Origin of the sequence: Peptoniphilus sp. GNH (assembly GCA_021307325.1) — a bacterium.
Taxonomy (GTDB): domain Bacteria; phylum Bacillota; class Clostridia; order Tissierellales; family Peptoniphilaceae; genus KA00134.
Genome location: CP089931.1, coordinates 1,103,337 through 1,125,871, shown reverse-complemented (window position 1 = coordinate 1,125,871; position 22,535 = coordinate 1,103,337). Strand labels below are relative to the sequence as shown.

At 35.5% G+C, this 22,535-nt stretch carries 25 protein-coding genes; 19 read left to right on the top strand and 6 right to left on the bottom strand.

Annotated features, from left to right (window positions below):
- Nucleotides 1-4 precede the first annotated feature (4 nt).
- The 9 genes from purF (at nt 5) to LV469_05495 (ending at nt 8,557) form a co-directional block, all read left to right on the top strand.
- The gene (purF, locus tag LV469_05535) at nt 5-1,423 is read left to right on the top strand and encodes an amidophosphoribosyltransferase (protein UHR02110.1); all 1,419 of its coding nucleotides are present in this window, start codon (nt 5-7) and stop codon (nt 1,421-1,423) included.
- Nucleotides 1,420-2,424, top strand: a complete 1,005-nt coding sequence (gene purM, locus LV469_05530) for a phosphoribosylformylglycinamidine cyclo-ligase (GenBank protein ID UHR02109.1) — start codon at nt 1,420-1,422, stop codon at nt 2,422-2,424. Before purF ends, purM begins: the two co-directional genes overlap by 4 nt.
- The gene (gene purN, locus LV469_05525) at nt 2,421-2,984 is read left to right on the top strand and encodes a phosphoribosylglycinamide formyltransferase (protein UHR02108.1); all 564 of its coding nucleotides are present in this window, start codon (nt 2,421-2,423) and stop codon (nt 2,982-2,984) included. Before purM ends, purN begins: the two co-directional genes overlap by 4 nt.
- Nucleotides 2,981-4,501, top strand: coding sequence for a bifunctional phosphoribosylaminoimidazolecarboxamide formyltransferase/IMP cyclohydrolase (gene purH / locus LV469_05520; GenBank protein ID UHR02107.1), 1,521 nt, complete (start codon nt 2,981-2,983; stop codon nt 4,499-4,501). The genes purN and purH overlap by 4 nt, the downstream gene beginning before the upstream one ends.
- Nucleotides 4,501-5,739, top strand: coding sequence for a phosphoribosylamine--glycine ligase (gene purD / locus LV469_05515; GenBank protein ID UHR02106.1), 1,239 nt, complete (start codon nt 4,501-4,503; stop codon nt 5,737-5,739). The genes purH and purD overlap by 1 nt, the downstream gene beginning before the upstream one ends.
- Nucleotides 5,740-5,969: 230 nt before the next feature.
- On the top strand, nt 5,970-6,308 hold the full coding sequence (locus LV469_05510) for a hypothetical protein (protein UHR02105.1): 339 nt from the start codon (nt 5,970-5,972) through the stop codon (nt 6,306-6,308).
- 200 nt (nt 6,309-6,508) lie between these two features.
- Nucleotides 6,509-6,748, top strand: a complete 240-nt coding sequence (locus tag LV469_05505; GenBank protein ID UHR02104.1) for a Veg family protein — start codon at nt 6,509-6,511, stop codon at nt 6,746-6,748.
- A 79-nt stretch (nt 6,749-6,827) separates the two neighbouring features.
- Nucleotides 6,828-7,661, top strand: a complete 834-nt coding sequence (ispE, locus tag LV469_05500) for a 4-(cytidine 5'-diphospho)-2-C-methyl-D-erythritol kinase (GenBank protein UHR02103.1) — start codon at nt 6,828-6,830, stop codon at nt 7,659-7,661.
- Complete coding sequence (locus LV469_05495; protein ID UHR02102.1) at nt 7,658-8,557, top strand: hypothetical protein; 900 nt, start codon at nt 7,658-7,660, stop codon at nt 8,555-8,557. The genes ispE and LV469_05495 overlap by 4 nt, the downstream gene beginning before the upstream one ends.
- A gap of 56 nt (nt 8,558-8,613) precedes the next feature.
- Here the strand turns inward: LV469_05495 and LV469_05490 are convergent, their stop codons facing one another.
- Together LV469_05490 and LV469_05485 are read right to left on the bottom strand one after the other, a co-directional pair.
- Nucleotides 8,614-9,843 carry an MFS transporter gene (locus LV469_05490; protein ID UHR02101.1) on the bottom strand — a complete coding sequence of 410 codons (1,230 nt, stop codon included), beginning with the start codon at nt 9,841-9,843 and terminating at the stop codon, nt 8,614-8,616.
- Entirely contained in the window at nt 9,840-10,640 is an 801-nt protein-coding gene (locus LV469_05485; GenBank protein UHR02100.1) for a zinc dependent phospholipase C family protein, read from the bottom strand. The genes LV469_05490 and LV469_05485 overlap by 4 nt, the downstream gene beginning before the upstream one ends.
- Nucleotides 10,641-10,727: 87 nt before the next feature.
- Here LV469_05485 and rlmH point away from each other — a divergent pair, with 87 nt between their 5' ends.
- The gene (rlmH, locus tag LV469_05480; protein UHR02099.1) at nt 10,728-11,207 is read left to right on the top strand and encodes a 23S rRNA (pseudouridine(1915)-N(3))-methyltransferase RlmH; all 480 of its coding nucleotides are present in this window, start codon (nt 10,728-10,730) and stop codon (nt 11,205-11,207) included.
- Nucleotides 11,208-11,238: 31 nt separating this feature from the next.
- On the opposite strand, the gene LV469_05475 is transcribed toward rlmH, so the two are convergent.
- From LV469_05475 to LV469_05460, 4 genes are all read right to left on the bottom strand, one after another.
- Nucleotides 11,239-12,018: a DUF4300 family protein gene (locus LV469_05475; protein UHR02098.1), complete on the bottom strand. Its 780-nt coding sequence runs from the start codon at nt 12,016-12,018 to the stop codon at nt 11,239-11,241.
- A 112-nt stretch (nt 12,019-12,130) separates the two neighbouring features.
- On the bottom strand, nt 12,131-12,436 hold the full coding sequence (locus tag LV469_05470; protein UHR02097.1) for a DUF1648 domain-containing protein: 306 nt from the start codon (nt 12,434-12,436) through the stop codon (nt 12,131-12,133).
- A gap of 8 nt (nt 12,437-12,444) precedes the next feature.
- The gene (locus LV469_05465) at nt 12,445-14,004 is read right to left on the bottom strand and encodes a hypothetical protein (protein UHR02096.1); all 1,560 of its coding nucleotides are present in this window, start codon (nt 14,002-14,004) and stop codon (nt 12,445-12,447) included.
- A complete protein-coding gene (locus tag LV469_05460) occupies nt 13,994-14,707 on the bottom strand; it encodes an ABC transporter ATP-binding protein (protein UHR02095.1) in 714 nt (237 codons plus the stop codon). Before LV469_05460 ends, LV469_05465 begins: the two co-directional genes overlap by 11 nt.
- Before the next feature lie 201 nt (nt 14,708-14,908).
- Here LV469_05460 and LV469_05455 point away from each other — a divergent pair, with 201 nt between their 5' ends.
- From LV469_05455 to rlmD, 9 genes are all read left to right on the top strand, one after another.
- Nucleotides 14,909-15,487: a thymidine kinase gene (locus LV469_05455; protein ID UHR02094.1), complete on the top strand. Its 579-nt coding sequence runs from the start codon at nt 14,909-14,911 to the stop codon at nt 15,485-15,487.
- On the top strand, nt 15,484-16,410 hold the full coding sequence (locus LV469_05450) for a carbohydrate kinase family protein (protein UHR02093.1): 927 nt from the start codon (nt 15,484-15,486) through the stop codon (nt 16,408-16,410). Before LV469_05455 ends, LV469_05450 begins: the two co-directional genes overlap by 4 nt.
- On the top strand, nt 16,392-17,318 hold the full coding sequence (locus tag LV469_05445; protein UHR02092.1) for a pseudouridine-5'-phosphate glycosidase: 927 nt from the start codon (nt 16,392-16,394) through the stop codon (nt 17,316-17,318). Before LV469_05450 ends, LV469_05445 begins: the two co-directional genes overlap by 19 nt.
- An 85-nt stretch (nt 17,319-17,403) precedes the next feature.
- The gene (locus LV469_05440) at nt 17,404-17,703 is read left to right on the top strand and encodes a DUF503 domain-containing protein (GenBank protein ID UHR02091.1); all 300 of its coding nucleotides are present in this window, start codon (nt 17,404-17,406) and stop codon (nt 17,701-17,703) included.
- Nucleotides 17,703-18,338: an endonuclease III gene (gene nth, locus LV469_05435; GenBank protein UHR02090.1), complete on the top strand. Its 636-nt coding sequence runs from the start codon at nt 17,703-17,705 to the stop codon at nt 18,336-18,338. Before LV469_05440 ends, nth begins: the two co-directional genes overlap by 1 nt.
- Nucleotides 18,335-19,849 carry a VanW family protein gene (locus LV469_05430; protein UHR02089.1) on the top strand — a complete coding sequence of 505 codons (1,515 nt, stop codon included), beginning with the start codon at nt 18,335-18,337 and terminating at the stop codon, nt 19,847-19,849. Before nth ends, LV469_05430 begins: the two co-directional genes overlap by 4 nt.
- Before the next feature lie 8 nt (nt 19,850-19,857).
- On the top strand, nt 19,858-20,430 hold the full coding sequence (locus LV469_05425; protein ID UHR02088.1) for a hypothetical protein: 573 nt from the start codon (nt 19,858-19,860) through the stop codon (nt 20,428-20,430).
- Nucleotides 20,427-21,251, top strand: coding sequence for a S1-like domain-containing RNA-binding protein (locus tag LV469_05420; GenBank protein UHR02087.1), 825 nt, complete (start codon nt 20,427-20,429; stop codon nt 21,249-21,251). Before LV469_05425 ends, LV469_05420 begins: the two co-directional genes overlap by 4 nt.
- The gene (gene rlmD, locus LV469_05415) at nt 21,238-22,470 is read left to right on the top strand and encodes a 23S rRNA (uracil(1939)-C(5))-methyltransferase RlmD (protein ID UHR02086.1); all 1,233 of its coding nucleotides are present in this window, start codon (nt 21,238-21,240) and stop codon (nt 22,468-22,470) included. The genes LV469_05420 and rlmD overlap by 14 nt, the downstream gene beginning before the upstream one ends.
- Nucleotides 22,471-22,535 lie beyond the last annotated feature (65 nt).

Genomic DNA, 22,535 nt, shown 5'->3' with positions numbered 1-22,535 from the left:
ACTTATGTTTGGAATTTGGAATTATGAAAATGCGTCGAATATAACATTTTATGCTCTGCACTCCTTGCAACACAGGGGACAACAAGGAGCAGGGATTGTGTCAAGTAATGGACTAAGGTTAAGAGGTTATAGAAACAACGGGCTTTTAGCAGAAGTTTTCAAAGATGATGAAAGATTAAAAAAACTTGAAGGTAAGGCTGCCATAGGAGCTCTTTGGTATTCAAGCAATAATTCAAGCAATGTTCAAAATATTGAACCCCTACTTTATAAATTTCACGATGGTCATATCGGCATAACTATGAATGGGAATTTGACCAATGGAAAATGGTTAAGAGAGGAACTTGAAAATGATGGAGCAGTCTTTCATTCAGCATCACATGCCGAAATAATAATTCACCTTATTAGGAGAAGCAATAAAGAAACTTTTGAAGATAAAATAAAGGATGCTTTATCTAAGTTGCAAGGTTCATTTTCTGTCATGATTTTGACCCAAGATGCTCTTTACGGAGCAGTTGACAAGCACGCTAGAAGACCTCTTGTCATAGGAGAACTTGGAGATTCTATATGTATGGCTTCGGAGTCTTGTGCCCTCAATGTAATAGAGGCAAAATTTTTAGAAGATATATCAGCAGGTGAACTTGTCAAGGTAGATGATAGCGGATATAAAAAGACTCAATTTACAGAAGCACAAAACATAGCAATAGAGAGTATGGAATTTATTTACTTTGCAAGACCTGACTCCACAATTCTAGGAAGAAATGTCCACAAAGTCAGAAAAAATTCAGGCAGAATTTTGGCTCAAGAATACCCGGTGGATGCGGATATAGTAGTTGGTGTTCCAAACTCATCCCTATCTCTTGCCAGTGGTTATGCAGAAGAAATAGGACTTCCTTATGAAATGGGTCTTATAAAAAATCAATATATAGCCAGAACCTTTATTCAACCAACAAAAGATTTGAGGGATATGGGCGTAAAGATGAAACTATCAGCTCTTCCAGATGTAGTAAGAGGAAAGAGACTTGTCTTATTAGATGATTCCATAGTAAGGGGAACAACATCAAAAAGAATTATAAAAATTTTAAGAAAGGCTGGAGCCAAGGAAATTCATATTAGGATAGGCTCCCCTCTTATAATTTTCCCTTCATATTCGGGCATAGACATATCAAACTCCGATGAACTTATAGCAGCCAATATGAGCAAGGAAGAAATCAGAAAAGAAATAGGAGCAGATTCACTAGAATTTATAAGTATAGAGGGGCTTAAAAAGTCTGTAGGTTTTAATTTTGACAGCGAAAACAAGGGCATATCCTTGGATATATTTAATGGCAAGTATGAAGATGGTTTGGGAAGTTATGAAGAAGAATTTTTTGAAAACATTACTGAAATACAAAAAAATATTTTAAATCTGGAGAGGTATAAATGAGCGAAAAATATAAAGAAGCTGGTGTGAGCCTTAACAAGGGATATGAAGTTGTTGAAAGAATCAAAAAACATGTGAACACTACAAGAAACAAGGGCATGATGGATATGATAGGTAGCTTTGGAGGGGCCTTTGATTTGGGAGCCTACAATTTCAAAAATCCAGTTCTTGTAAGCGGTACAGATGGAGTTGGAACAAAACTAAAACTTGCATTTGAAATGGACAAGCACGATACAGTTGGCATTGATGTTGTGGCAATGTGTGTAAATGACATCTTGGCTCAAGGGGCGATTCCACTTTTCTTTTTAGACTATATAGCTGTCGGCAAAAATAATCCCGAGCAAATAGAAGAAATAGTTAAAGGCGTAGCCGATGGTTGCAGACAAGCTGGAGCTTCTTTGATAGGAGGAGAAACTGCAGAGATGCCGGGCTTTTATAAAGAGGGAGAATATGACATAGCAGGCTTTGCTGTTGGAGCGCAGGAAAAGGAACTGCTAATAGACACTAAAAATACAAGAGCGGGGCAAGTTGTAATAGGCCTACCCTCAACAGGTTTTCATTCAAATGGATTTTCTCTTATAAGAAAAGTTATAAAAGACAATAACATTTCTCTTGATGATAAGTTTGAGGACACTACCATTGGAGAGGCCCTTTTGAAACCTACAAGAATTTATGCAAAAGAAGTCCTGACACTTCTAGAAAATGTCAAAATATCTGGCATTTCCCATATAACAGGTGGAGGATTTTTTGAAAATTTACCTCGGGCCCTCAAAAAAGGTCTTGGAATGAAAATCTATAAGGACTCCTACCAAGTACCATCTATTTTTAGATTCATTCAAGAAAAGGGACAAATACCAGATTTAGAAATGTATCAAGTTTTTAATATGGGAGTTGGACTTGCAATCATAGTAGAAAAAGAGGATGAGCAAAAAGTTTTAGACTTAATATCTGATAGCTTTTTATTGGGAGAAGTTGTGGATGGAGAAAGGATAAGTCTTGTATGAAAAATATAGCCGTATTTGCAAGCGGTAATGGGACAAACTTCGAGGCTCTAGCCGATGATAAAGAGATTAGAAAATTAGCAGAGATAAAAATTTTAATCTGTGACAATCCTAAGGCTAAGGTCATAGAAAGGGCGAAGAAAAGAAACATAAATGTGTTTACTCTAAATCCTAAGGACTATGCTTCAAAAGAAGACTATGAGAAAGAATTTTTAGATCATCTAGTAGATGTGGATTACATTTTTTTGGCTGGCTATATGAGGATTTTATCTCCTTATTTTTTGGAAAATTTTTCTGGAAAAGTCATTAATATCCACCCTTCTCTGCTGCCTCTTTATAAGGGCAAGGATTCTATAAAAAGAGCCTATGAGGCAGGGGAAGAATACATTGGAGTGAGCATACATTTTGTAAATGAAGAAGTTGATGGGGGCAAGATAATAATTCAGGACAAGCTAAGGGTTGATTATGACAAATCCTTGGATGAAGTGACAGAAGAGATTCACAAGCTGGAGCACAAATTATATACAAAGACTGCAGCGAAAATTTTGAGGGAGGAATTATGAGAAAGGCTTTAATAAGTGTGAGCGACAAGACGGGAGTAGATGAGTTTGCAAGAGGACTTATAGAAAACGGATTTGAAATCATATCTACGGGTGGCACCTTGAAATATTTGAAGGATAAAGGCATAGCCTGCATGGACATAGCAGATTACACAGGATTTTCTGAAATACTAGAAGGCAGAGTAAAAACTCTACATCCCAAGGTGCATGGTGGGCTTTTAGCTAAAAGAGATCAAAAAAGTCACCAAAAAGAATTAAAAGACAATAACATAGACTACATTGATTTGATTTGCGTAAACTTATATCCATTTTTTGAAACTCTAAAAAAAGCTGGTGTTAGCGATGAGGAAATTATAGAAAATATAGATATCGGCGGTCCGTCTATGCTAAGGTCAGCTGCAAAAAATTATAAATTTGTAACAGTAGTAACAGATATAAAGGATTATGAAAAAGTCCTTAAAGAGCTTAGAGAAAATAAGGACACTTCGCTTGAAACAAGACAAAGACTAGCTTTTAAAGTATTCAAAAAAACTTCTGAATATGACGCTATGATTGCCAAGTATTTTGAGAAAAAAATAGGCATAGAAGATACAGATTTAAGTCTACATTTCAAATTAAAAGATGAATTGAGATATGGCGAAAACCCACACCAAAAAGCAAGACACTATATTTCAGACGAAAAAGTTTCTTATGCAATGCAAGATGCCATCCAACTTCATGGCAAAAAGATGTCCTATAATAACATCCAAGATGCATCGGCAGCTCTTGATATCCTTCAAGAATTCGATCAAACAGTTTGCGTAGCTCTAAAGCATATGAATCCTTGTGGAGTTGCCCTTGGGAAAGATGTCTACGAAGCCTATACTAGAGCCTATGAAGCAGATCCAGTTTCAATTTTTGGCGGCATAGTTGCAATAAATGGCAAGATAGACAAAAAAACTGCTGAAAAAATGCACGAAATTTTCCTTGAAATTATTTTGGCAGAAGACTATGAAGAAGAGGCTCTAGAAATTTTAAAAGAAAAGAAAAATCTAAGAATATATAAAATACCTAAAAAAATAGACAAAGAACCCCTGCTTATAAAATCTGTAAGAGGTGGCATTCTGGTACAAGATTATGATGACAAATTGTACGACAAGTTTGAAGTAATAACCGAAAAAAAACCAAACGAGGCAGAAATAAAGGATATGGAATTTGGTTACAAGATAGTAAAGCACATCAAATCAAACGCTGTTGTTGTAGTTAAAAATGGCCAAACTCTAGGAGTGGGGGCAGGACAAATGAACAGGGTCGGTTCATGTAAGATTGCCTTCGAACAAGCGGGTGCCAAGGCCGAGGGAGCAGTGCTTGCATCTGATGCTTTCTTCCCATATTCTGACAGTGTTGAGCTTGCAAGCAAGTACAAAATATCGAGTGTAATCCAACCTGGTGGCTCAATTAGAGATCAAGAGTCAATAGATGCGTGCAACCGTCACAACATCGCCATGGTATTTACAGGCATGCGCCATTTTAAACACTAATGGGTAGGGTTTTAGTTTTAGGCAATGGTGGGAGAGAGCATGCCATTGCAGATAAGTTATATAGAGAAGGCCATGAAATATTTATGCTCGGTGAAAATCCCGGCCTTGCTAGTTTTGGAAAATGTGTCAATTTAGAAAAAAATGAAATTGTAAATTTTTGCAAAGAAGAGAAAATTGACCTTGTTTTTGTTGGCCCTGAAGCCTATCTAGTAGATGGCATAGTAGACCTTTTAGAAGAAAATGGCATAAGGGCTTTCGGAGCGAGAAAAAATGCTGCCATATTAGAAGCGAGTAAGTCTTTTGCAAAAGATTTTATGAAAAAATACAATATACCTACTGCAAAATACGAAACTTTTACAGACTACAAGAAGGCTCTTTCATATGTGGAAAATACATCCTTTCCAACAGTCATAAAGGCTGATGGCATAGCTGCAGGCAAAGGCGTTTTGATTTCAAATAATCTTGATGAGGCAAAGCTTGCTTTAAAAGAGATTATGCTTGATAAAAAATTTGACGAGGCTGGTTCCAAGGTCGTGATAGAAGAATTTTTAGAAGGGGAAGAGTTTTCACTTTTGGCATTTGTATCAGGAGAAAAAATTGCCCCGATGAAGATTGTGCAAGACCACAAAAGGGCCTACGACAATGACAAAGGCTTAAATACTGGTGGCATGGGAGCTTATATGCCAATTAAGCACATAAGCAAAAAAGATATAGACGAGGCGATTGAAAATATTATAAGACCCACAGCCAAGGCCATGATAAAAGAAAAAAGACCCTTCAAGGGTGTGCTTTTTGCCGGACTTATGAAGACTAAAGATGGAATCAAGACAATAGAATACAATGTTCGCTTTGGAGATCCTGAAACAGAAGTTTTATTGTTATCACTTAAATCAAGTCTTTATGATTTAGCAAACAAGGTAATAGATGGAGAAGACTTTGATTTGCAATGGGATGATAAATCTTATATAGGTGTAGTCATGGCATCTAAGGGATATCCAGAGTCTTATGCCAAGGGTTTTGAAATTTCAGGTCTTGATCAAGTAGAATCAAAAGTTTTTCACATGGGAACAAAAATAAGAGATTCAAAATTATTAACAAATGGTGGCAGAGTGCTTATAGTCTGCGCAGAAGGCAACAGTTTAGAAGAAGCTAGAGCCAAGGCCTACAAGGACATAGAAAAGATAAAATGCGAAAATCTTTTTTACAGAAAAGACATAGGACACTTATCTTTAGACTGATCTTGTAAGATAAAAACATAAAATAAGAAAATATAAGATAAAAGGCTCGCAAGCAGATAGATTTTAAAGTAAAAGCATGGACTAAAATCTTCTCTTGAGGGCCTTTTTAAATGCTAAAAATTTTAAAAAATTATAAGTCATATTTGGGATGCTAAAAGTGGATGAAAGTTTAAATAGTAACCAATAGTCACATATGCTATCATAGCAATATAAAATAAAAAGGAGTTTATATGGCAAATATTTATGGCTATGTCTACTTAATAATGGCATTTTTTCTAATTTTGGGAACACTGGTAGATGATTTTTCAAAAAAATATAAAAACAAGATCCTATCCTACATATCAAATGCCTTTGCGATTTGTGCTCTTATAAGTTTGGGCATATATTTAATGAACCTAAAGATGGAATTTCTATACAAAGAAAAGGTCTGGATTGCGATTTTTATTTGGATGGCAACAAATACTATAAAAAGACTTTTTTTCAGCAAAAACCCTGAGAAATATGAAAATTATTTTATTGCCATCGAGTGTTTTCTCTTGATATATTGTATGAGCATACCCCTTATGTGACTTTTAAATTATGACTTAAAAAACTCATAGTTTAAAATTCTATGAGGGCGAATTTTATGACGATTTAATTAAATTCTCAATATTTTGCAAAAATTCTATTGACAACATTTTGAATATACCTTAAAATATTGTGCGTTTTTGCAAAATTTTCCTACTTGTGCTATAATAAATATAAATCTCATGGTAGGAAGGGTGATTCTGTGAATCAGGTGGAAGCTATAAGACGTGAGCTAAGGGATAACCTTGGAAAGAGAGTCATTATAAAGGCTGACAAGGGAAGGAAGAAAATTATTACAAAAAGGGGTGTGCTGGAAGCAGTTTATCCGTCACTTTTTGTAGTGAATGTAGAAAGCAGAGAAGAAAGACCGAGAAAGACCTCTTTCACTTACTCAGATGTGCTGACCCATACAGTAGTGTTGACAATTTTAGAAGAAGCATAAAGAAGAAGCATAAATATAAGAAGGCTAAGCCTTCTTTTTTTATTGCGATTTATTATATATAATCTACTTAGGTGATTGTATGAAAATTTTTGCTCCTGCCAAGGTAAACTTTGGCTTGAAAATTGTAAATAAGAGATCGGATGGCTACCACAACATAGACACAATTATGCAATCCTTGGACCTGTATGACGAGCTTTGGCTAGAGAAAAAAGATGCTGACATTGAGCTAAGTGGTATGGATAACTTATCTCTTGAGGACAACTTAATTTACAAGGCCTGGAAAAAAGTTTGCCTTAAATTAAATAAAAATCTTGGTGTGAGAATAAAGATAAATAAAAAGATTCCTATGGCAGCTGGTCTTGCCGGGGGCAGCAGCGATGCAGCTATGGCAATAAGAGGGCTAAATGAAATGTATGGCCTTGAACTTTCTAAATCTGATATGGCAGATATCTTAAAAGGAATTGGAGCAGATTTGCCTTTTTGTATTTACACAGGAACTTATAGGGCAGGTGGCATAGGAGAAAGGCTTAAAAAATTAAAAAACCCAAACTTTAATATCCTTTTATTAAATCCGGGATATGAGGTCTCCACTAAAAGTGCCTATGAAAATTTAGAAGGTGTATTTGAGAAAAGCCGCATGGATGATTTGGAAAAGGCCCTTTTAAATAGAGATTTTAAACTTCTAAAAGAATCAATGGCAAATGATTTGGAAACTTATGTATTGAGGATGCACCCGGATTTGTCACAGATAAAGGAGAGAATGAGGGCTTATAAAGGAATAAGCCTCTTGTCAGGGTCTGGGCCCACAGTGTTTGGAATATATGAAGATGAAGTGAGCTTAAATGCAGCCTACACGGATCTGAAAAGGGATTATAAGCTTGTCTTCAAGACAAGGACAATAGATGAGATATGAAAAATAATAAAATTGCGATTTTAGATTCCTCTCTTGGAATCTTGGCAAATGAAAAATTTGTAAGAGAAAATATAAATGAATATTTTGATTTTTATGTGGATAATGAAGGCTCCAGATTTGGAAACTATAAGGATCTAGATTTTTTGCTTGCGAGGTGGGATGAACTTTTTAAAGCTTCTTATAAGCAAGTTTTGATTTCTGATTTTGATTTGGCATTTCAAGCTTATGGGATTTTAGATGAAGTGACTCTTGGCATAGAGTCTTTTATAGAAGATGCTAAGTCTGGCAAAAATTTGTATTTATCTAGCAGAAATTTCAAAGACAGATTATCTTACAAGGGACTTATTATAAAAAAAGATGACTTGCTTGATGCGACTCTTTTGGCAAATGCAGTAGAAGATGGCATTTTTCAAGGAAATATAATAGATAAAATCTTAGAAGACCTCTTTAGTTTTGATATGGATGCCTACGACAAGGTCTATCTTTTGTCTTCTAATCTTGTGCTTATAAAGGATCAAATAGAAAAAAAATTACAAGCTAACAACTTTCATGGTCAAGTGAAAACATCGATTGAATTTTTAGAAAGAGAAGCTAATAATTTCAAAAAAAGCATAAAGAAAAGCACTGGGCCTAAAAATTTTCTAATAACGGGCATAAGACCAGACTTTTATATACCGGCGGAAGACTATTTAAAAACTTCTAAACCACTAACAGTGAGATCTTATGATTTTGGAAGAGGCAAAGAAAACTTTCTAAAGACCCTAGATGCCATAGCCAAAGGACTAGATAGGGCGATAGAACAGATGGGTCTTATAGATGCAAGACTTGAAGATGAAAATGCATCAAAAAAATCTAAAAAAGAAAATAGGGGCGACATATTTACGAATCAAAAATAAAATTAAATGTATAAAAACACCCTCCTTACTGGATAAACTAGTAAAGAGGGTATTTTTTATATTTCCTTATTTTCTTTAGCTGCATAACAAAAACTTATATAGCCAAAGATAAAAAGGGCAGCTATGGCAAAGATGCCCTTGTTTTGATCTCCTGTGAGATGCGATATAAGACTTACAAGAAGAGTGCCGATAACAGATGCTCCCTTGCCAAAGATATCCATAATACCGAAGTATTCGCCAGATTTCTCCTTTGGAATAATCTTAGCATAATAAGATCTTGAAAGGGCTTGGATGGCACCTTGAAACATGCCGACACCGACTGCCAACACCCAAAATTCATATAATTTATCCAGCTGAATGGCATAAAGCGCAATTAAGGTATAGGCAAGGATACATATCTTCAAAAGAGATGAGGTCTTTTTGCGCTTGGAAATCCTACCGAAAAAGATTGCACAGGGAAAGGCTACCAGTTGTGTAACTAAAAGCGCAATCATAAGTCCGTTTGAGGACAGACCAAGGGAGGAACCGTAAGCTGTTGCCATGTTTATAATTGTGTAGACTCCGTCTATATAGAAAAAGAAGGAGATGAGAAAATATAAAATTTGTTTGTTAAGTAGGATCTCTTTTATTGTGCTTTTTAGATTTTTAAAGACATTTATGTGGACGCTTTCTTCAAAATACTTTTGCTCATAAGATTTGAAAAGGGGCATAGTAAAAATAAGCCACCAGATTCCAGTAAGAAGAAAGGAAAATACTATTGCATAGGAAAGCTTTAGTCCAAATTTTGGGAAGAGACTTAAAGCGGCTATGGAGATCACAAAGGGAATACAAGATCCTATATAGCCCCAGGCATATCCCAGAGAAGAAACCTTGTCCATCCTATCTTCTGAAGTTATATCGGTAAGCATGGAGTCATAAAAGACGAGTGAGCCATTGAAGCCTACCTTGGCAAGCACATAAAGTCCCAAGAAAAGTAACCAAGACTTTGAAAATGGAAGCAAAAAGCAACCCAAAAGACCGAGAAAGACAAAGACGGAAAAAATTGCCTTTTTCTTTTTACGTCTATCGGCTATGGAACCCAGACTAGGACCAAGTAGGGCAACGATTATAGTGGATATACTAACAGCATAACCCCAGTAGGCAAGATAAGTGGAGTCGGAAAGTTTCCCCTTTGCCAAGGCTTTAAAGACTATGGGGATAACTGTGGTAGCTAAAAGTATAAAGGCGGAATTACCTACATCGTACATAATCCACTTTTTTTCAAGTGAGGTCAATTTTTCTTTCATATTTTAACTCCGTTATAATTTAAATTGAACTTATCATCCAAGGTCTTGTCATGGAAGATAAAGTCCAGAGCATTTTTTAAAAGTGATGGTGCTTCTAAGAGTGTATTGTCAAATATTTTTGTCAAAATCTCATTGCTATTACTAGCTTCTTCAAAGGGGACTTGTCTTAAAACTTGACCATTAAACATACTAAGGCCAGCAAGTTTAAGTAAAGTCAGAAAGAATTTTTCCTTTGCAAGGCTTGTTGGCTTAAAAATTCTTTTTATTCTTTTAAAATTGGCGATTGCTTTTTCTGTAGACTTCAAAGTCACATGGGGATAGCCATCGTAAAAGGAAAAGACATATTTTGCCAAAGAGTTTGCAGGTAAAAGCTTGTCCAGATCGAATTTAAAAGGATCAAGACCATCTTTTAGCATATAGTACCTATCCAGTTCTGATTCTATATCAAGATGGGAGTAATCACCCTTTATAAGGGCGTTGACATAAGGATGGATGTGAGAATCCAAAATAAAATGGCAGATAGAACCCATCATATAAGCTCCGTATGGAGAATCAAGACCCTTGTCTTTTAATAAATTTTTATTCTTTGCTATAAAATCTTTACCCGGTCTATCATGAATATAGGTGCCGGGGGCGTCTTTTTTCATCCCTTCCAAAACATTGAAAAAGTAAAGATCCGGCCCTTGGTTTCCAAATAAAAAAAGATCCCTGTAAGTATTTGCAATTGACCTTAAATTATCATTTAGACTCTTAATAATTTCTATGCCGAATCTATTGTGTGTATAAATACTAGCCATTATTCACCTCTAGATAATTTATACCATAAAATGTAAGACAGGTGGTAAAATAATTGTAAGAATATATATTCCAAAAGGTGAGATTTTATGAAAATAATAATAATATGTGTTGGAAAAATAAAAGACCAATATATAAAAGACGGAATTGAAGAATTTAAAAAGAGATTGACTCCTTATAGCGAATTAGAAGTGGTTGAAGTAGCAGACGAGCCTTGCCCAGAAAATTACAGCACTTTGCAAGAACTAGAGGTAAGAGCAAAAGAAGCTGACAGGATTTTGGAAAAACTCTCTAAGGATTCTTATGTAATGGCCCTAGATATAAGAGGAAAAAAATATAACTCGGTTGAATTTGCCAAAAAAATAAAAGCTATTCAGCTAGGAGGCAAGTCCTCCATAGATTTTATAATAGGCGGCTCCACAGGGCTTCATGAAAAAATAAATCAAAAGGCAAACTCGGACATATCTTTTTCAGATATGACCTTCCCCCATGGTCTTATGAGATTGATTCTTGTAGAACAAATTTATAGAGCATTTAGGATTATAAATAACCATCCATATCACAAATAACAAAACCAAGTCCATTAAAGACTTGGTTTTGTTATTTTACAATACCATTTACAGTCACATAGGGTTTGCCGAGCTCATCGTTTAGGTCATATCTGGATAAAAAAAGCTCAGCCACCTCATCTTCGCCCCGCACCTTGCTAAGTTGGTAGGGCTCGTAGGATGACAACTTTTCAAAGAAGTAATAGTCCTTTCCTTTTTTAAAAAGAAGACCTGCATGACCTACAAATAGGGACTTGCTATCCTTGTCGTGAAGGTAGGCAAGCATCAATTTTACTTGGCCATTTTTGTAGACTATATTTTTTTTATCCAAAGCTTCCTGTAAATATTCTTTCACAGCTTTTGGATCTTTTATTGTATCTGGCACTTCTATTTCATTAAAAAGAGCATAAAATTTTCTCTTGTTTACATTTTTTAGCTCTGCACAAGTTTCTAAATCTTCCTTATCAAACATCAGATAAGATCCTTTTACATCGGCTTCTTTTATGTCTATTGAATTTAAAATACCAAGAGCTGCGACCTCTCTACAATTTAACTTGCTAGATTTTTCAGAGTAGTCCTCATTGTACTTATAAGGGTCTGTTGGACCCATTTTTAGGTCTTCCCAACCCTTTACTATAGCCTCTTCATTTGTCGAGTTAAAATTTTTTAAATTATTAATTATCACATCAAAATTGTCGATTTTATTAGCCTTAAAAAGCTCTTCAAGCTCTCCTTGTACTCCTTCATCTCCTAAATTGGAAAACTTTGCTTCAAACTTTTTGCATGCGAATAGAAATAAAGTTAAAATTATAAGTAAAGATATTTTTTTCATAAGGCTAATTATAAAACAAGAAGGATAAAAAAATGTTACAATCAGTTTAAAATAAATAGAAAAATTTTAAAAATTACATAAAAAAAGACCTCCAACTTTGGGAGGTCTTTTCTTATTTTAGAGTTCTATATAAAATAACTGCATGTAAGCCAAGGGTGATTAGGGGTGCGATGTAATAGAAATAAGTATTTGTAAAGGCAAAAAGACGTTTTAGTCTATAAACTGCTGCAATATTTACAATCCCTGCCAAAAATGGGATGACTAATAGATAGATACTTGGTCTTAGATAGCCATTAGGATTTCCCGCATCATCAAAGTGGACTGCTATTTGAGCGGGTAACTTTGAGTAGAAGATTAAAATTATTAAAAAATTCAAAACAAGGCTTGCCAAGGTAGTTTTTATCAAAATTTGTTTCATATGAGACCTCAATTTGTGTATATTTTATATCTCTTGATATATAAAAAGCATACTATATCTGCCAAGATGATGACAAGAGCTAGACCAAACATAGTTGCAAATAAACTCTTAGTACAATAGTATATGCCAATACCTATTGCTGCGGGGATTATTGTGGCAAGCAGGGATAAGATCATGGCAAATCTTTGCTTGACAATTTCTGTAACATTTATCCAGTCGTATTTTGCAAATTTAAAATCCAAAATAGCTGAGAAAAGTGTATTTAAAAGCATAAAAGATAAAGGCAAGAGGATATAAAAGGGAAGTAGTTTATATGGCACCTTAAACTTTACTATCAAACCACTTATAAAGATTACAAGAGGAAGGATTGATATGCTAAGGGACATAAAAATTTTGGGCAGGGCTATGTCCAAGGTGGACAAGGGAGCTGTGTAGGGTATCCAAGCATTTTTTCCTTCGACAGAAAAAGCCGCATAAGTCGTAGCTGATGAAGAACCCAGCCAAGTAGCTATAAAGATACCATAATTTGCCAAAATATTAGATAGATTATAACCAGCCATAGCATCTATGCCCTTAGCATCTACAAGCCAAATCACTATGCCACCAGCAAGAACTGCGAAAGAGGGGATTATAGTGTTTGAAAAGTAGACTGGATAAGAAAGATATAGCCTCCATTCCTTTTTGTAGTTTGCCATAAATTTGGACTCAGCCTTGTAGCCCTTATTCTTGTAAGCTCTTTCTTTTTTAGAAGATTTCGATCCGCCCGATTTTAAATTTTCATAGATGGCAAAATAATTTTTTGCGACATAGGTCATGATAAATCCGGCAATGACAATCGAGATAGCTATAAATATAAAAAAGCTTGCAAATGAAGCCTGAAGAAGAATTTTTTGAAATAAAATATTTTGAGGCGTCAAAATTTTTGCAGCAATTTGAAACTTTTCTATTAGAAGCGGTAGACTCGTAGCCAGTGCCTTCTTAAAGACATAAATGCCAAGATAAACAATGACAAGAATAACGCCTAAAAGTCCAGACAGCAGTTGGGATTTGTATTTGAATTTTACATATTTTCCAAAAATTGTAGCTATTAGAAAACTTACAACCAAGGGAATCCAATGGAAAAATATAAGAGTGACAAGCCCCAAAATTCCTCCGACTACATTGTGACCTTTGACTATAAATATATAAATTATAGGAAATGCCATAAAAGTAAGTACGGTAATAAAATTAGAAACAAGTAGACCAAGAAGCTTGGACCAGACGAGTTCCTTATTGCTAAAAGGAAGAGGTACGAGGATGTTGATTTCGCTTTGTCCAAAAAGACTAGTAAGACCTGTCATAAATACGCCCACAAGAATCATAAGCACAGTCAAAAAAGAAAAAATTTTCATGGTGAGATCGGGATTTTTTGATCCTGCAACAGAGCCTAAGATAACATAAAATTCCAGGATTATAAAACCGAGAATTAGTCCCCACAATTTTGTAGCTTTTTTCTTTTTTATCGTGCCATTAAGTAGGTCCTTTTTCATCTCCATTTTAAAAAGGAGCATCAGTTTGTCAAATCTCATTTTTCATCAACTCCATGAATATGTCTTCTAGGGAGGCTTTTTCTGTGACCTCTTTGGTATCGCCTTGGGCAATGATCCTTCCGTCTTTTAATATGGATATTTTATTGCAAAGGCTTTGAGCCACTTCCAGAACATGGGTAGAGAAAAATATGGCTGCACCAGATTTTACCATCTCCTTAAATTCTTCTTTTAAGTAGTGAGTGGCAGTAGGGTCTAGACCGACAAAAGGCTCATCTAGAATTAGAAGTTTGGGCTCATGCATAAGAGCAGCTATAAGAGCAAGCTTTTGTTTCATACCGTGAGAATATGACGAGATAAAATCTTTGATGGCATCTTCGAGATCAAAAATTTTCAAGTATTTTTCTATATTGGACTTGCGTTTTTCTTCGGACAAATCATAGACATTGGCTATGAAGTTTAGATATTCAGTTCCCCTCATAAACTCATAAAGTTCGGGGTTATCAGGGATATAAGCCATTACACTTTTCGCCTTTAAGGGGTCTGTTTTTATATTTATGCCATTTACATAAATCTCGCCTTTCTTATAATCATTTAAACCAACTACACATTTTATAGTTGTAGTCTTGCCAGCACCATTTTTGCCAATAAATCCGTAGATGTCACCAGCTTCGATATCTATATTTACATCATAGAGGATTTGTTTTTTTCCGTAGGATTTGTTCAGATTTTTTATACTTAACATAATAGCCTTCCTTCTCTTTAGTAAAAAATAAAAATTCATTTGCATAAAACTGCAAACAATATTTTGATATCAAAATTATATCAAAAACTTATTTTCCAAGCAATCGAGAAATATATAAAAATTTTCATTGGGCAACAATTATTTTTAATTAAGAAAATTTGTATATATACTGTGATATAATATCTCTTATTAGGAGGACTTATGCACCAATATAGAGGAAGATTAATTGTACACACAGGCTCTATGTTTTCAGGTAAGACATCAAGCCTTGAAAGAGATATAAAAAGATTTAGAATAGCGAACTATAAGTGCGTTGTTTTTAAGCCAGTAGTAGATACAAGATTTGTAAATGACAAAGTAATCACTCACGACAAGACGGAGCTTGATGCTGTAAGTATAAGTACCATAGGAGATATTTTAAACTATATAAGAGAAAACCCTGTTGATGTTTGTGGAATAGACGAGGTTCAATTTTTAGAGGGAGGACTCGATGAGATTAAGGCAGGTCTAAAAACTCTCTTGGACTCACATGTCACAGTTGTGGTTGCAGGTCTTGATATGGACTTTTCTGGAAAGCCTTTTGAAGTTGTAAAAGAGCTTATGCCAATCTGCGACTACCTATACAAGCATCATGCAGTCTGCACAATGTGTGGAGCCGATGCCTGGGTTTCACACAGAAAGACGGAATCTAAAAAGAGGTTTGTGCTTGGTGCCAATAAGGAGTATGAGCCTCTTTGTAGGGCTTGCTACAACAAAAAGTTGAGAGAGGAGGACGAATGAAAACTTGTGTAATCGGGGGATGTGGAATTGATATTGTAGGCTTTCCCAAGAACAAATTGATTTTCAAAGATTCTAATCCGGGATTTATAAGACACTCCATGGGTTGTGTTGCAAGAAATATTGCCGAGAACATTTTTAGACTTGGAGAGGATGTCAAAATCTTATCTCTTGTCGGAGACGACCACAATGGCAGGATGGTGCTTGAGGGTCTTAGAAAGCTTGGCATGGATCTAAACGGCATCGAAGTTGCAAAAGATCAGGACACAGCAACCTATCTTGCTCTTTTAAGCGAGGATGGGGATATGGAGATAGCCCTTTCCCAAATGGAAATCATCACAGAGATTTGCCCAACTCATCTTGAAAGATGGAGAAGTGACTTGGAAGAAGCTGATGCGATTGTAGCCGAAACAAATCTTTCAGCAGAATGTCTCCACTACCTATTAAACAATTTCAAGGGCAAATTTTTCGTAGACTCTGTTTCAGTAACCAAGAGCAGAAGGCTTAGAAATGCCTTGGATAATATTTATTTTTTAAAAACAAATACTCTTGAAGCTGGAGAAATTTTAGAGATGCAGGTCGAGGATGACGAGCAAGTCATAGAGGCTGGGAATTTGTTTTTACAAAAAGGAGTAAAGATTGCAGCCATCACTAGAGGATCTAAGGGAGCTTATATCTTCACTGAAAATGGCATCTATGATATGTGGGCTCAGAAGGTAGATGTAGTAAACACATCTGGAGCTGGGGATGCTTTTCTTTCTGGCTTTGTAAAAGGAGAGCTGTCTTCTTGTCCTATCGAAGAGAGCCTTAAAATGGCAATGGCAGCGTCCTTACTCACTATACAAAATGAACAGACTATTTCAAATAAATTGACAATGGAAAATATTAAAGAGGAGATGAAAAAAGTATGCTTGAAAAAAATTTGAGAGAAAAATACTTAGACTTTGCGCCAGAGGTGGCAGACGCTTTAAAGAATAATAAGCCGGTGGTGGCTTTGGAATCCACAATCATATCTCATGGCATGCCTTATCCTAAAAATTTGGAAACAGCAAAAAATGTAGAAAAGATTATAAGAGATGCAGGCTGTGTGCCAGCTACAACTGCTATAATCAATGGCAGAATCAAGGTGGGCTTGAGTGAGAAAGAATTGGAATTTATGGCGACTGATAAAAATATAATCAAGTGTTCAACAAGGGACTATGCCCATGTTGTAGCAAATGGTTTAAATGGAGCAACTACAGTGGCAACTACTATTGTAACTTGTTCCTTGGCTGGCATAAAAGTCTTTGTCACAGGTGGCATAGGCGGAGTGCATAGAGGAGCTGAAAAGACCTTTGATATCTCAAGAGACTTGCAAGAATTGGCAAATAGAGATGTGGCAGTTGTGTGCGCAGGAGCTAAATCTATTTTGGATATAGGACTTACACTTGAATATCTTGAAACATTTGGAGTGCCAGTTCTTGGCATAGGAACTCAAGAGATGCCGGCATTTTTCACAAGAGAGTCGGGATTTAAATTAGACTACAAGGTAACACCAGAAGAAGTGGCAAAAACTATGAAAGCAAAGTGGGATTTGGGTCTTCATGGGGGACTTGTGGTTGCAAACCCAATCCCTGAAGCTGATCAAATGGACAAAAAACTCATAGACAAGGCCATAGAGGATGCTCTTGAAGAGGCCAAAGAAAAGGGAATCCACGGCAAGGAATCGACACCATTTTTACTTTCAAAAGTTTTAGAAGTTACAAAAGGAAGCTCACTTGAAGCCAATATAAAACTTGTCGAAAACAATGCCAGAGTGGGTGCCGAAATCGCCAAGGAATTTTATGCAAATTAAAATATTAGCTTAATTAAATCCGACTAAAATCAAATCCGATTGAGGTCGGATTTTTTGTTAAATAGGGACTTTACTATGTGTTATAATGACAAAAGGTGATAAATTGCTGGTAGGTGTATGTGAACTTAGCCTTATGATATATGAGTCTTATTCTCTTAAAAAGAAAAGATCCGTAATAAAGAGCTTGCTTTCAAAACTTAGTAATAAATTTAATATTTCTGTGTGTGAATCGGGAGATAATGATGACAAGTCTTTTGCTCGTATTGGGATAGCTGTTGTCGGCAATTCTAAGGCTTTTTTAAATGACTGTATAGATGCTGTGATAGATTTTTCGGACTGCCAAGATGAATTTGAAATCATAGATATTTACAGGGAGGTGTATTGATGGCAAAGCTTTCAAAAAAGAAAGTTGTAGAGGTCTTGGACATCTTAGATAGGACTTATCCCGATGCTAAATGTGAGCTCAATCATAAAAATGCCTTCGAGCTTTTGATTGCAACGATACTTTCTGCCCAATGCACCGATATAAGAGTCAACCAAGTCACAGAAGGTCTTTTTCAAGAGTGTAAATCGCCAGAGGATTTTATAAATCTTGGGATTGAAGGTATAGAAAAGAGGATATACTCTCTTGGATTTTATAGAAACAAGGCCAAGTCTATCATGGGCACATCTCTTGCTTTAAAAGATATGGCTGAGATTCCAAAGACAATAGAAGGACTTATGAAATTGCCAGGCGTTGGCAAAAAGACTGCCAATGTCGTTGCCAGCAATTGCTTTGGAGTACCGGCGATTGCAGTCGACACACATGTGTTTAGAGTATCTAATAGAATAGGCTTGGCAGAAGCCAAAAATGTAGAGGATACAGAAATGCAACTGCAAAAACAGATTCCAAAAAAAAGGTGGACTCAGGCGCATCACACCTTGATTTTTCATGGTAGGAGAATTTGCTCTTCTAGAAGCCCCAAGTGCGAAATATGTCCAATAAATGAATATTGTAAGTATTATGAGAAGATGAAATGAAAAAGAAAAGAAAAAAAACTAAAAAACTTTATTACATCTTGCCGCTTGTATGTCTTATTTTTGTAATTCTAGTAAGCCTTATAAGCATGGGCATATATATTGGCAAAAAATCTGGCGACAAAATCTTTAGAGGCATTTCTGTTGGTGGAGTAGACATTTCAGAACTAAAAAAAGACAAGGCCAGAGAAAAACTTGAAGAGGAGTTTTTAAAAAACTTGGATCAGAAATTTCTCTTGTTTTTTAATGGAGACGAGGTCTACAAAATTTCCTATGCAAATCTGGGCTACACAATCAATCTCGATGAGCTAATAGAAAAAGCCTATGCCATAGGCAGAGAAGGAAATATAATTAAAAACATAATAAAGATAGGCTCTTTACCAGTGGATAGAGAAAATTTGCGGGTGGAAGAAAATTTTGACAAAGAAAAGCTTGAAAAAAATCTAAAAGAGCTTGAAGAAAAAATAAACAGAAGCCCTAAAAATGCCATCCTTGTATATGAAAATGGCCAAATAAAAATAATAGACTCTGTAGAAGGAAGGCGCCTTGATTTAGAAAAGACGAGACAAGAAGTAATAGATTATCTTTCAGTAAAAAAGCGGATAGAACTTCCAATTGAAGTTGAAAAGGCTGAAGTAACAAGCGATGACTTCAAAGATATAAATGGGCTTTTAGGAGAATTTACAACTCAATATAGCAAAAGCGGCTCTGGCAGAAAGCACAATATAGCCTTGGCAGCATCTAGAATGTCCAACTTCATCATAAAACCGGGTCAGGAAGTGTCCTTCAATGACCACTTGGGAGACATATCAAAAGAAACTGGCTATGAAGATGCCGGTATAATTGTAAATGGAGAATTCGACAAGGGAGTCGGAGGAGGAGTCTGCCAAGTATCAACTACATTTTATAATGCTCTTTTAAGGGCGGATGTAAAAGTTACTGAAAGATCTAGTCACTCTCTGCCAGTTGGATATGTTCCCATGGGGACAGATGCAGCCATATCAACTGGTTACAAGGACTTGAAATTTAAAAACAACTATCCAACTAATATCTATGTATTAGCTACGACAGACGGAGATTATTTGAATTTTAAAATTTTTGGAGACAGCAGTAAAAAAGACTATGAAATAAGACTAAGACCGGTAGAAGTTGAGAGTATAGATCCAGCCATAAAAGAAGAAAAGTCTGATGAGCTTTATGAAGGAGAGCAAGAGGTAAAGAAAAAAGGCAGCAAGGGCTATCGCTATGAAACCTACAAGCAAGTAGTAAAAGATGACAAGATATTGAAGGAAGAAAAAATCTCCAAATCCTATTATATACCGCAGGATGAGCTAGTTTTGGTAGGCACCAAAAAAAGAGAAGAACAAACAGAACAGATTCCTAATGAGAAAAATAAGAATGAGTTAAAAGAAAAAAGTGCCGAAAAATCTAAAAAAACAAGCTCTAAAAAAGATAAGAAGGAAGAAAAACAATCAAATAAAAAACAAGTGAAGAGAAAAAAGACCGCGCGATAGGAGCAAGAGTGTTAAAAATATTTGGGAAACTAAAAAAGAAAAAAACTATATATGAAAATGTCCTAGAATGGCTCAAGACAAAAAATGACAAGACCATCGAAGAAGTAAAAGCCCCAGGCGATATGGAGCTAGAGTATATGAGAAAAGGAATGGAAAAAAGAGAGTCAAATGATCTCAACAAGGCCCTCATGGATTACTATAACAAGGACAAGAAAAGCCTAGATGAGATTGATGAATTTTTCCAAAATCATTTGGCACTTGAAGTGTTTGAAAAATTTTCCAACTTCATCTTTGGACAAGATAACTTTTCAGAAGACAAATTGCCGGGCCTATCAATCCTTCTTATGAGAGACTCCTTTCAAGTAGAAAGCGTTAAATTTGGCATCTTGCTTGCCGAATATTATAATCTCGACAATTATTATAGGGCACTTGAAATAATAAAAAATCTCTCCGTCTTTCCAAGCTTCACCTATTATGGGGTAAGAGTATTGAAAAACACAGAAAAAGGAGAAGAATTGCTAAGAATGATATATAAAGATGGCAACTCAAAAACAAGAGAAATAATAGAGGTAATGAAATGAAACTGGGGAAAATACAAAAGCTAAAAGTCTTAAAAAAAGAAAATGGCAGAGCAATTTTAGAAGATGAAAAAGAAAAAATTGCCCTGACAAGAGAAGAATCCAAAAATGTAAGAGAAGGACAGACCTTGGAAGTCTTTGTTTACAATGACAAAGAGGGATTTTCTGCAACTCTAAAAAAACCCTTGGCAGAAGTTGGAGAATTAAAAAAATTAACCCTAGTTGCCAAGTCTAAATACGGTTATTTTGTAGATATAGGAATAGATAAAGATATCTTTTTACCATTCAAAGAAGCTGTTGGTAGACCGATAGAAGGAGAATCCTATCTACTCTATTTATATGAAGATAGATCCAAAAGAATCTGTGCCACTATGAATATCAAAAAACATCTCTCGGTCGAATCTCCCTACAAGGTAAATGACAATGTAGAAGGATTAATCTATGGTATAGACCACAAGATAGGAGCATTTGTAGCAGTTGATGGTAAGTATGACGGCTTGATTTTACAAAGAGAAATAAAAGGAATCCACAGAGTAGGAGAAGAAGTAAGGGCCAGAGTCCAACGCATACTGCAAGATGGAAAATTGACCCTTACCTTTAGAGAAAAAGCCTATAAACAAATGGGCATAGACGCCGAAATGCTTTTAGATTTGATAAAAGAAAATAAGGGCATATTGGAACTATCGGACAAGTCCAGTCCAGAGGAAATTTTAGAAGAAACCGGACTTTCAAAAAAGGCTTTCAAAAGGGCACTTGGAAATCTTTACAAAGAAAAATTAGTAAGACTAGAAGATGACAGGGTGATTTTTATTGGAAAAGCTTGAGCTTGAAATAATAGACTATACTCACGACGGACTAGGACTCGGAAGAGACCAAAACAAGGTTGTCTTTTTAGACGAAGGGGTCATAGGCGACAAGGTTATCTATGAGACATTAAAAGAAAAGAAATCTTTCAAAAGAGGGCGTGTTTTAGAAATAAAAAAGCCCTCTGTTTTTAGGCACCCATCTCCCTGCCCCTATTTTGAAAACTGCGGTGGCTGCAGCTTTTTAAATGTGGACGAAAAAGTAATAAATAATTGGAAAGAAAAAAGGATAGAAAAAAATTTATCCAGTCTAGCAGACGACACCACCAAAAAAGGAAAACTCATAAAAGAAAACAGCCTTTATTACAGAAATAACATTCAGCTAAAAGTACAAAATGGACAGCTTGGTTACTATTCAAAAAAAACCAACAAGCTAGTTAAAATAGACAAATGTTTGTTGGCAAAAAAAGAAATAAACGAAATAATAACCCTACTTATAAAACAAGATCTAAGAGGATTAAAAAACATCTATATAAGGCAAAACTATAAAAATGATATTATGCTCATCCTAGAAGGCGAAAGAATAAGCAATAAAATAATAGCAAGCATTTGCGAAAAAGTGATAAGCCTCTACGAAAAAAAGAATAATGAATTCAAGCTAATCTATGGGAAATCCTACTTAGAAGAAAAAATTGGAGAAATAAAATTCAAATTAGGACCAGGCTCCTTCTTTCAAATAAATCATCAAGTGATGAATAAAATCTACGAACTAGCAATAGAAAAACTAGACCTGAAAAAAGAAGACAAACTCTTAGATCTCTATTGTGGAATAGGCACTATGACCCTAATAGGCGCCCAAAAATGTAAAGAAGCCCTGGGGATAGAATATGTAGAAGAAGCAGTTTGCTTGGCAAGAGAAAATGCAGAAGAAAATAAAATAGAAAATACAAGCTTCATAGCAGGAAAAGTCGAAGACCTTCTAAATAAAATAAAAGACTTCAACAAAGTCCTAGTAGACCCACCGAGAAAAGGCATGGACAGAAAAGTCATAGAAAAACTTTTAGATTTGCAGCCCGAAAAAATAGTCTACGTCTCCTGCAACGTTGACACCCAAAAGAGAGACTTAGAAATATTAAAAGAAAAATATAAAATAAGTTATATCCAAGCAGCAGATATGTTCCCTATGACCCCACATGTTGAGAGTGTCGTATTGATGACAAAGGTTGCACCCACTAAGTAAAATAAAGTGTAGAAATTATAGGCTTCTTCCAGTGCTATCGTTAAAAGGTATAGGTGGGCTGGAAT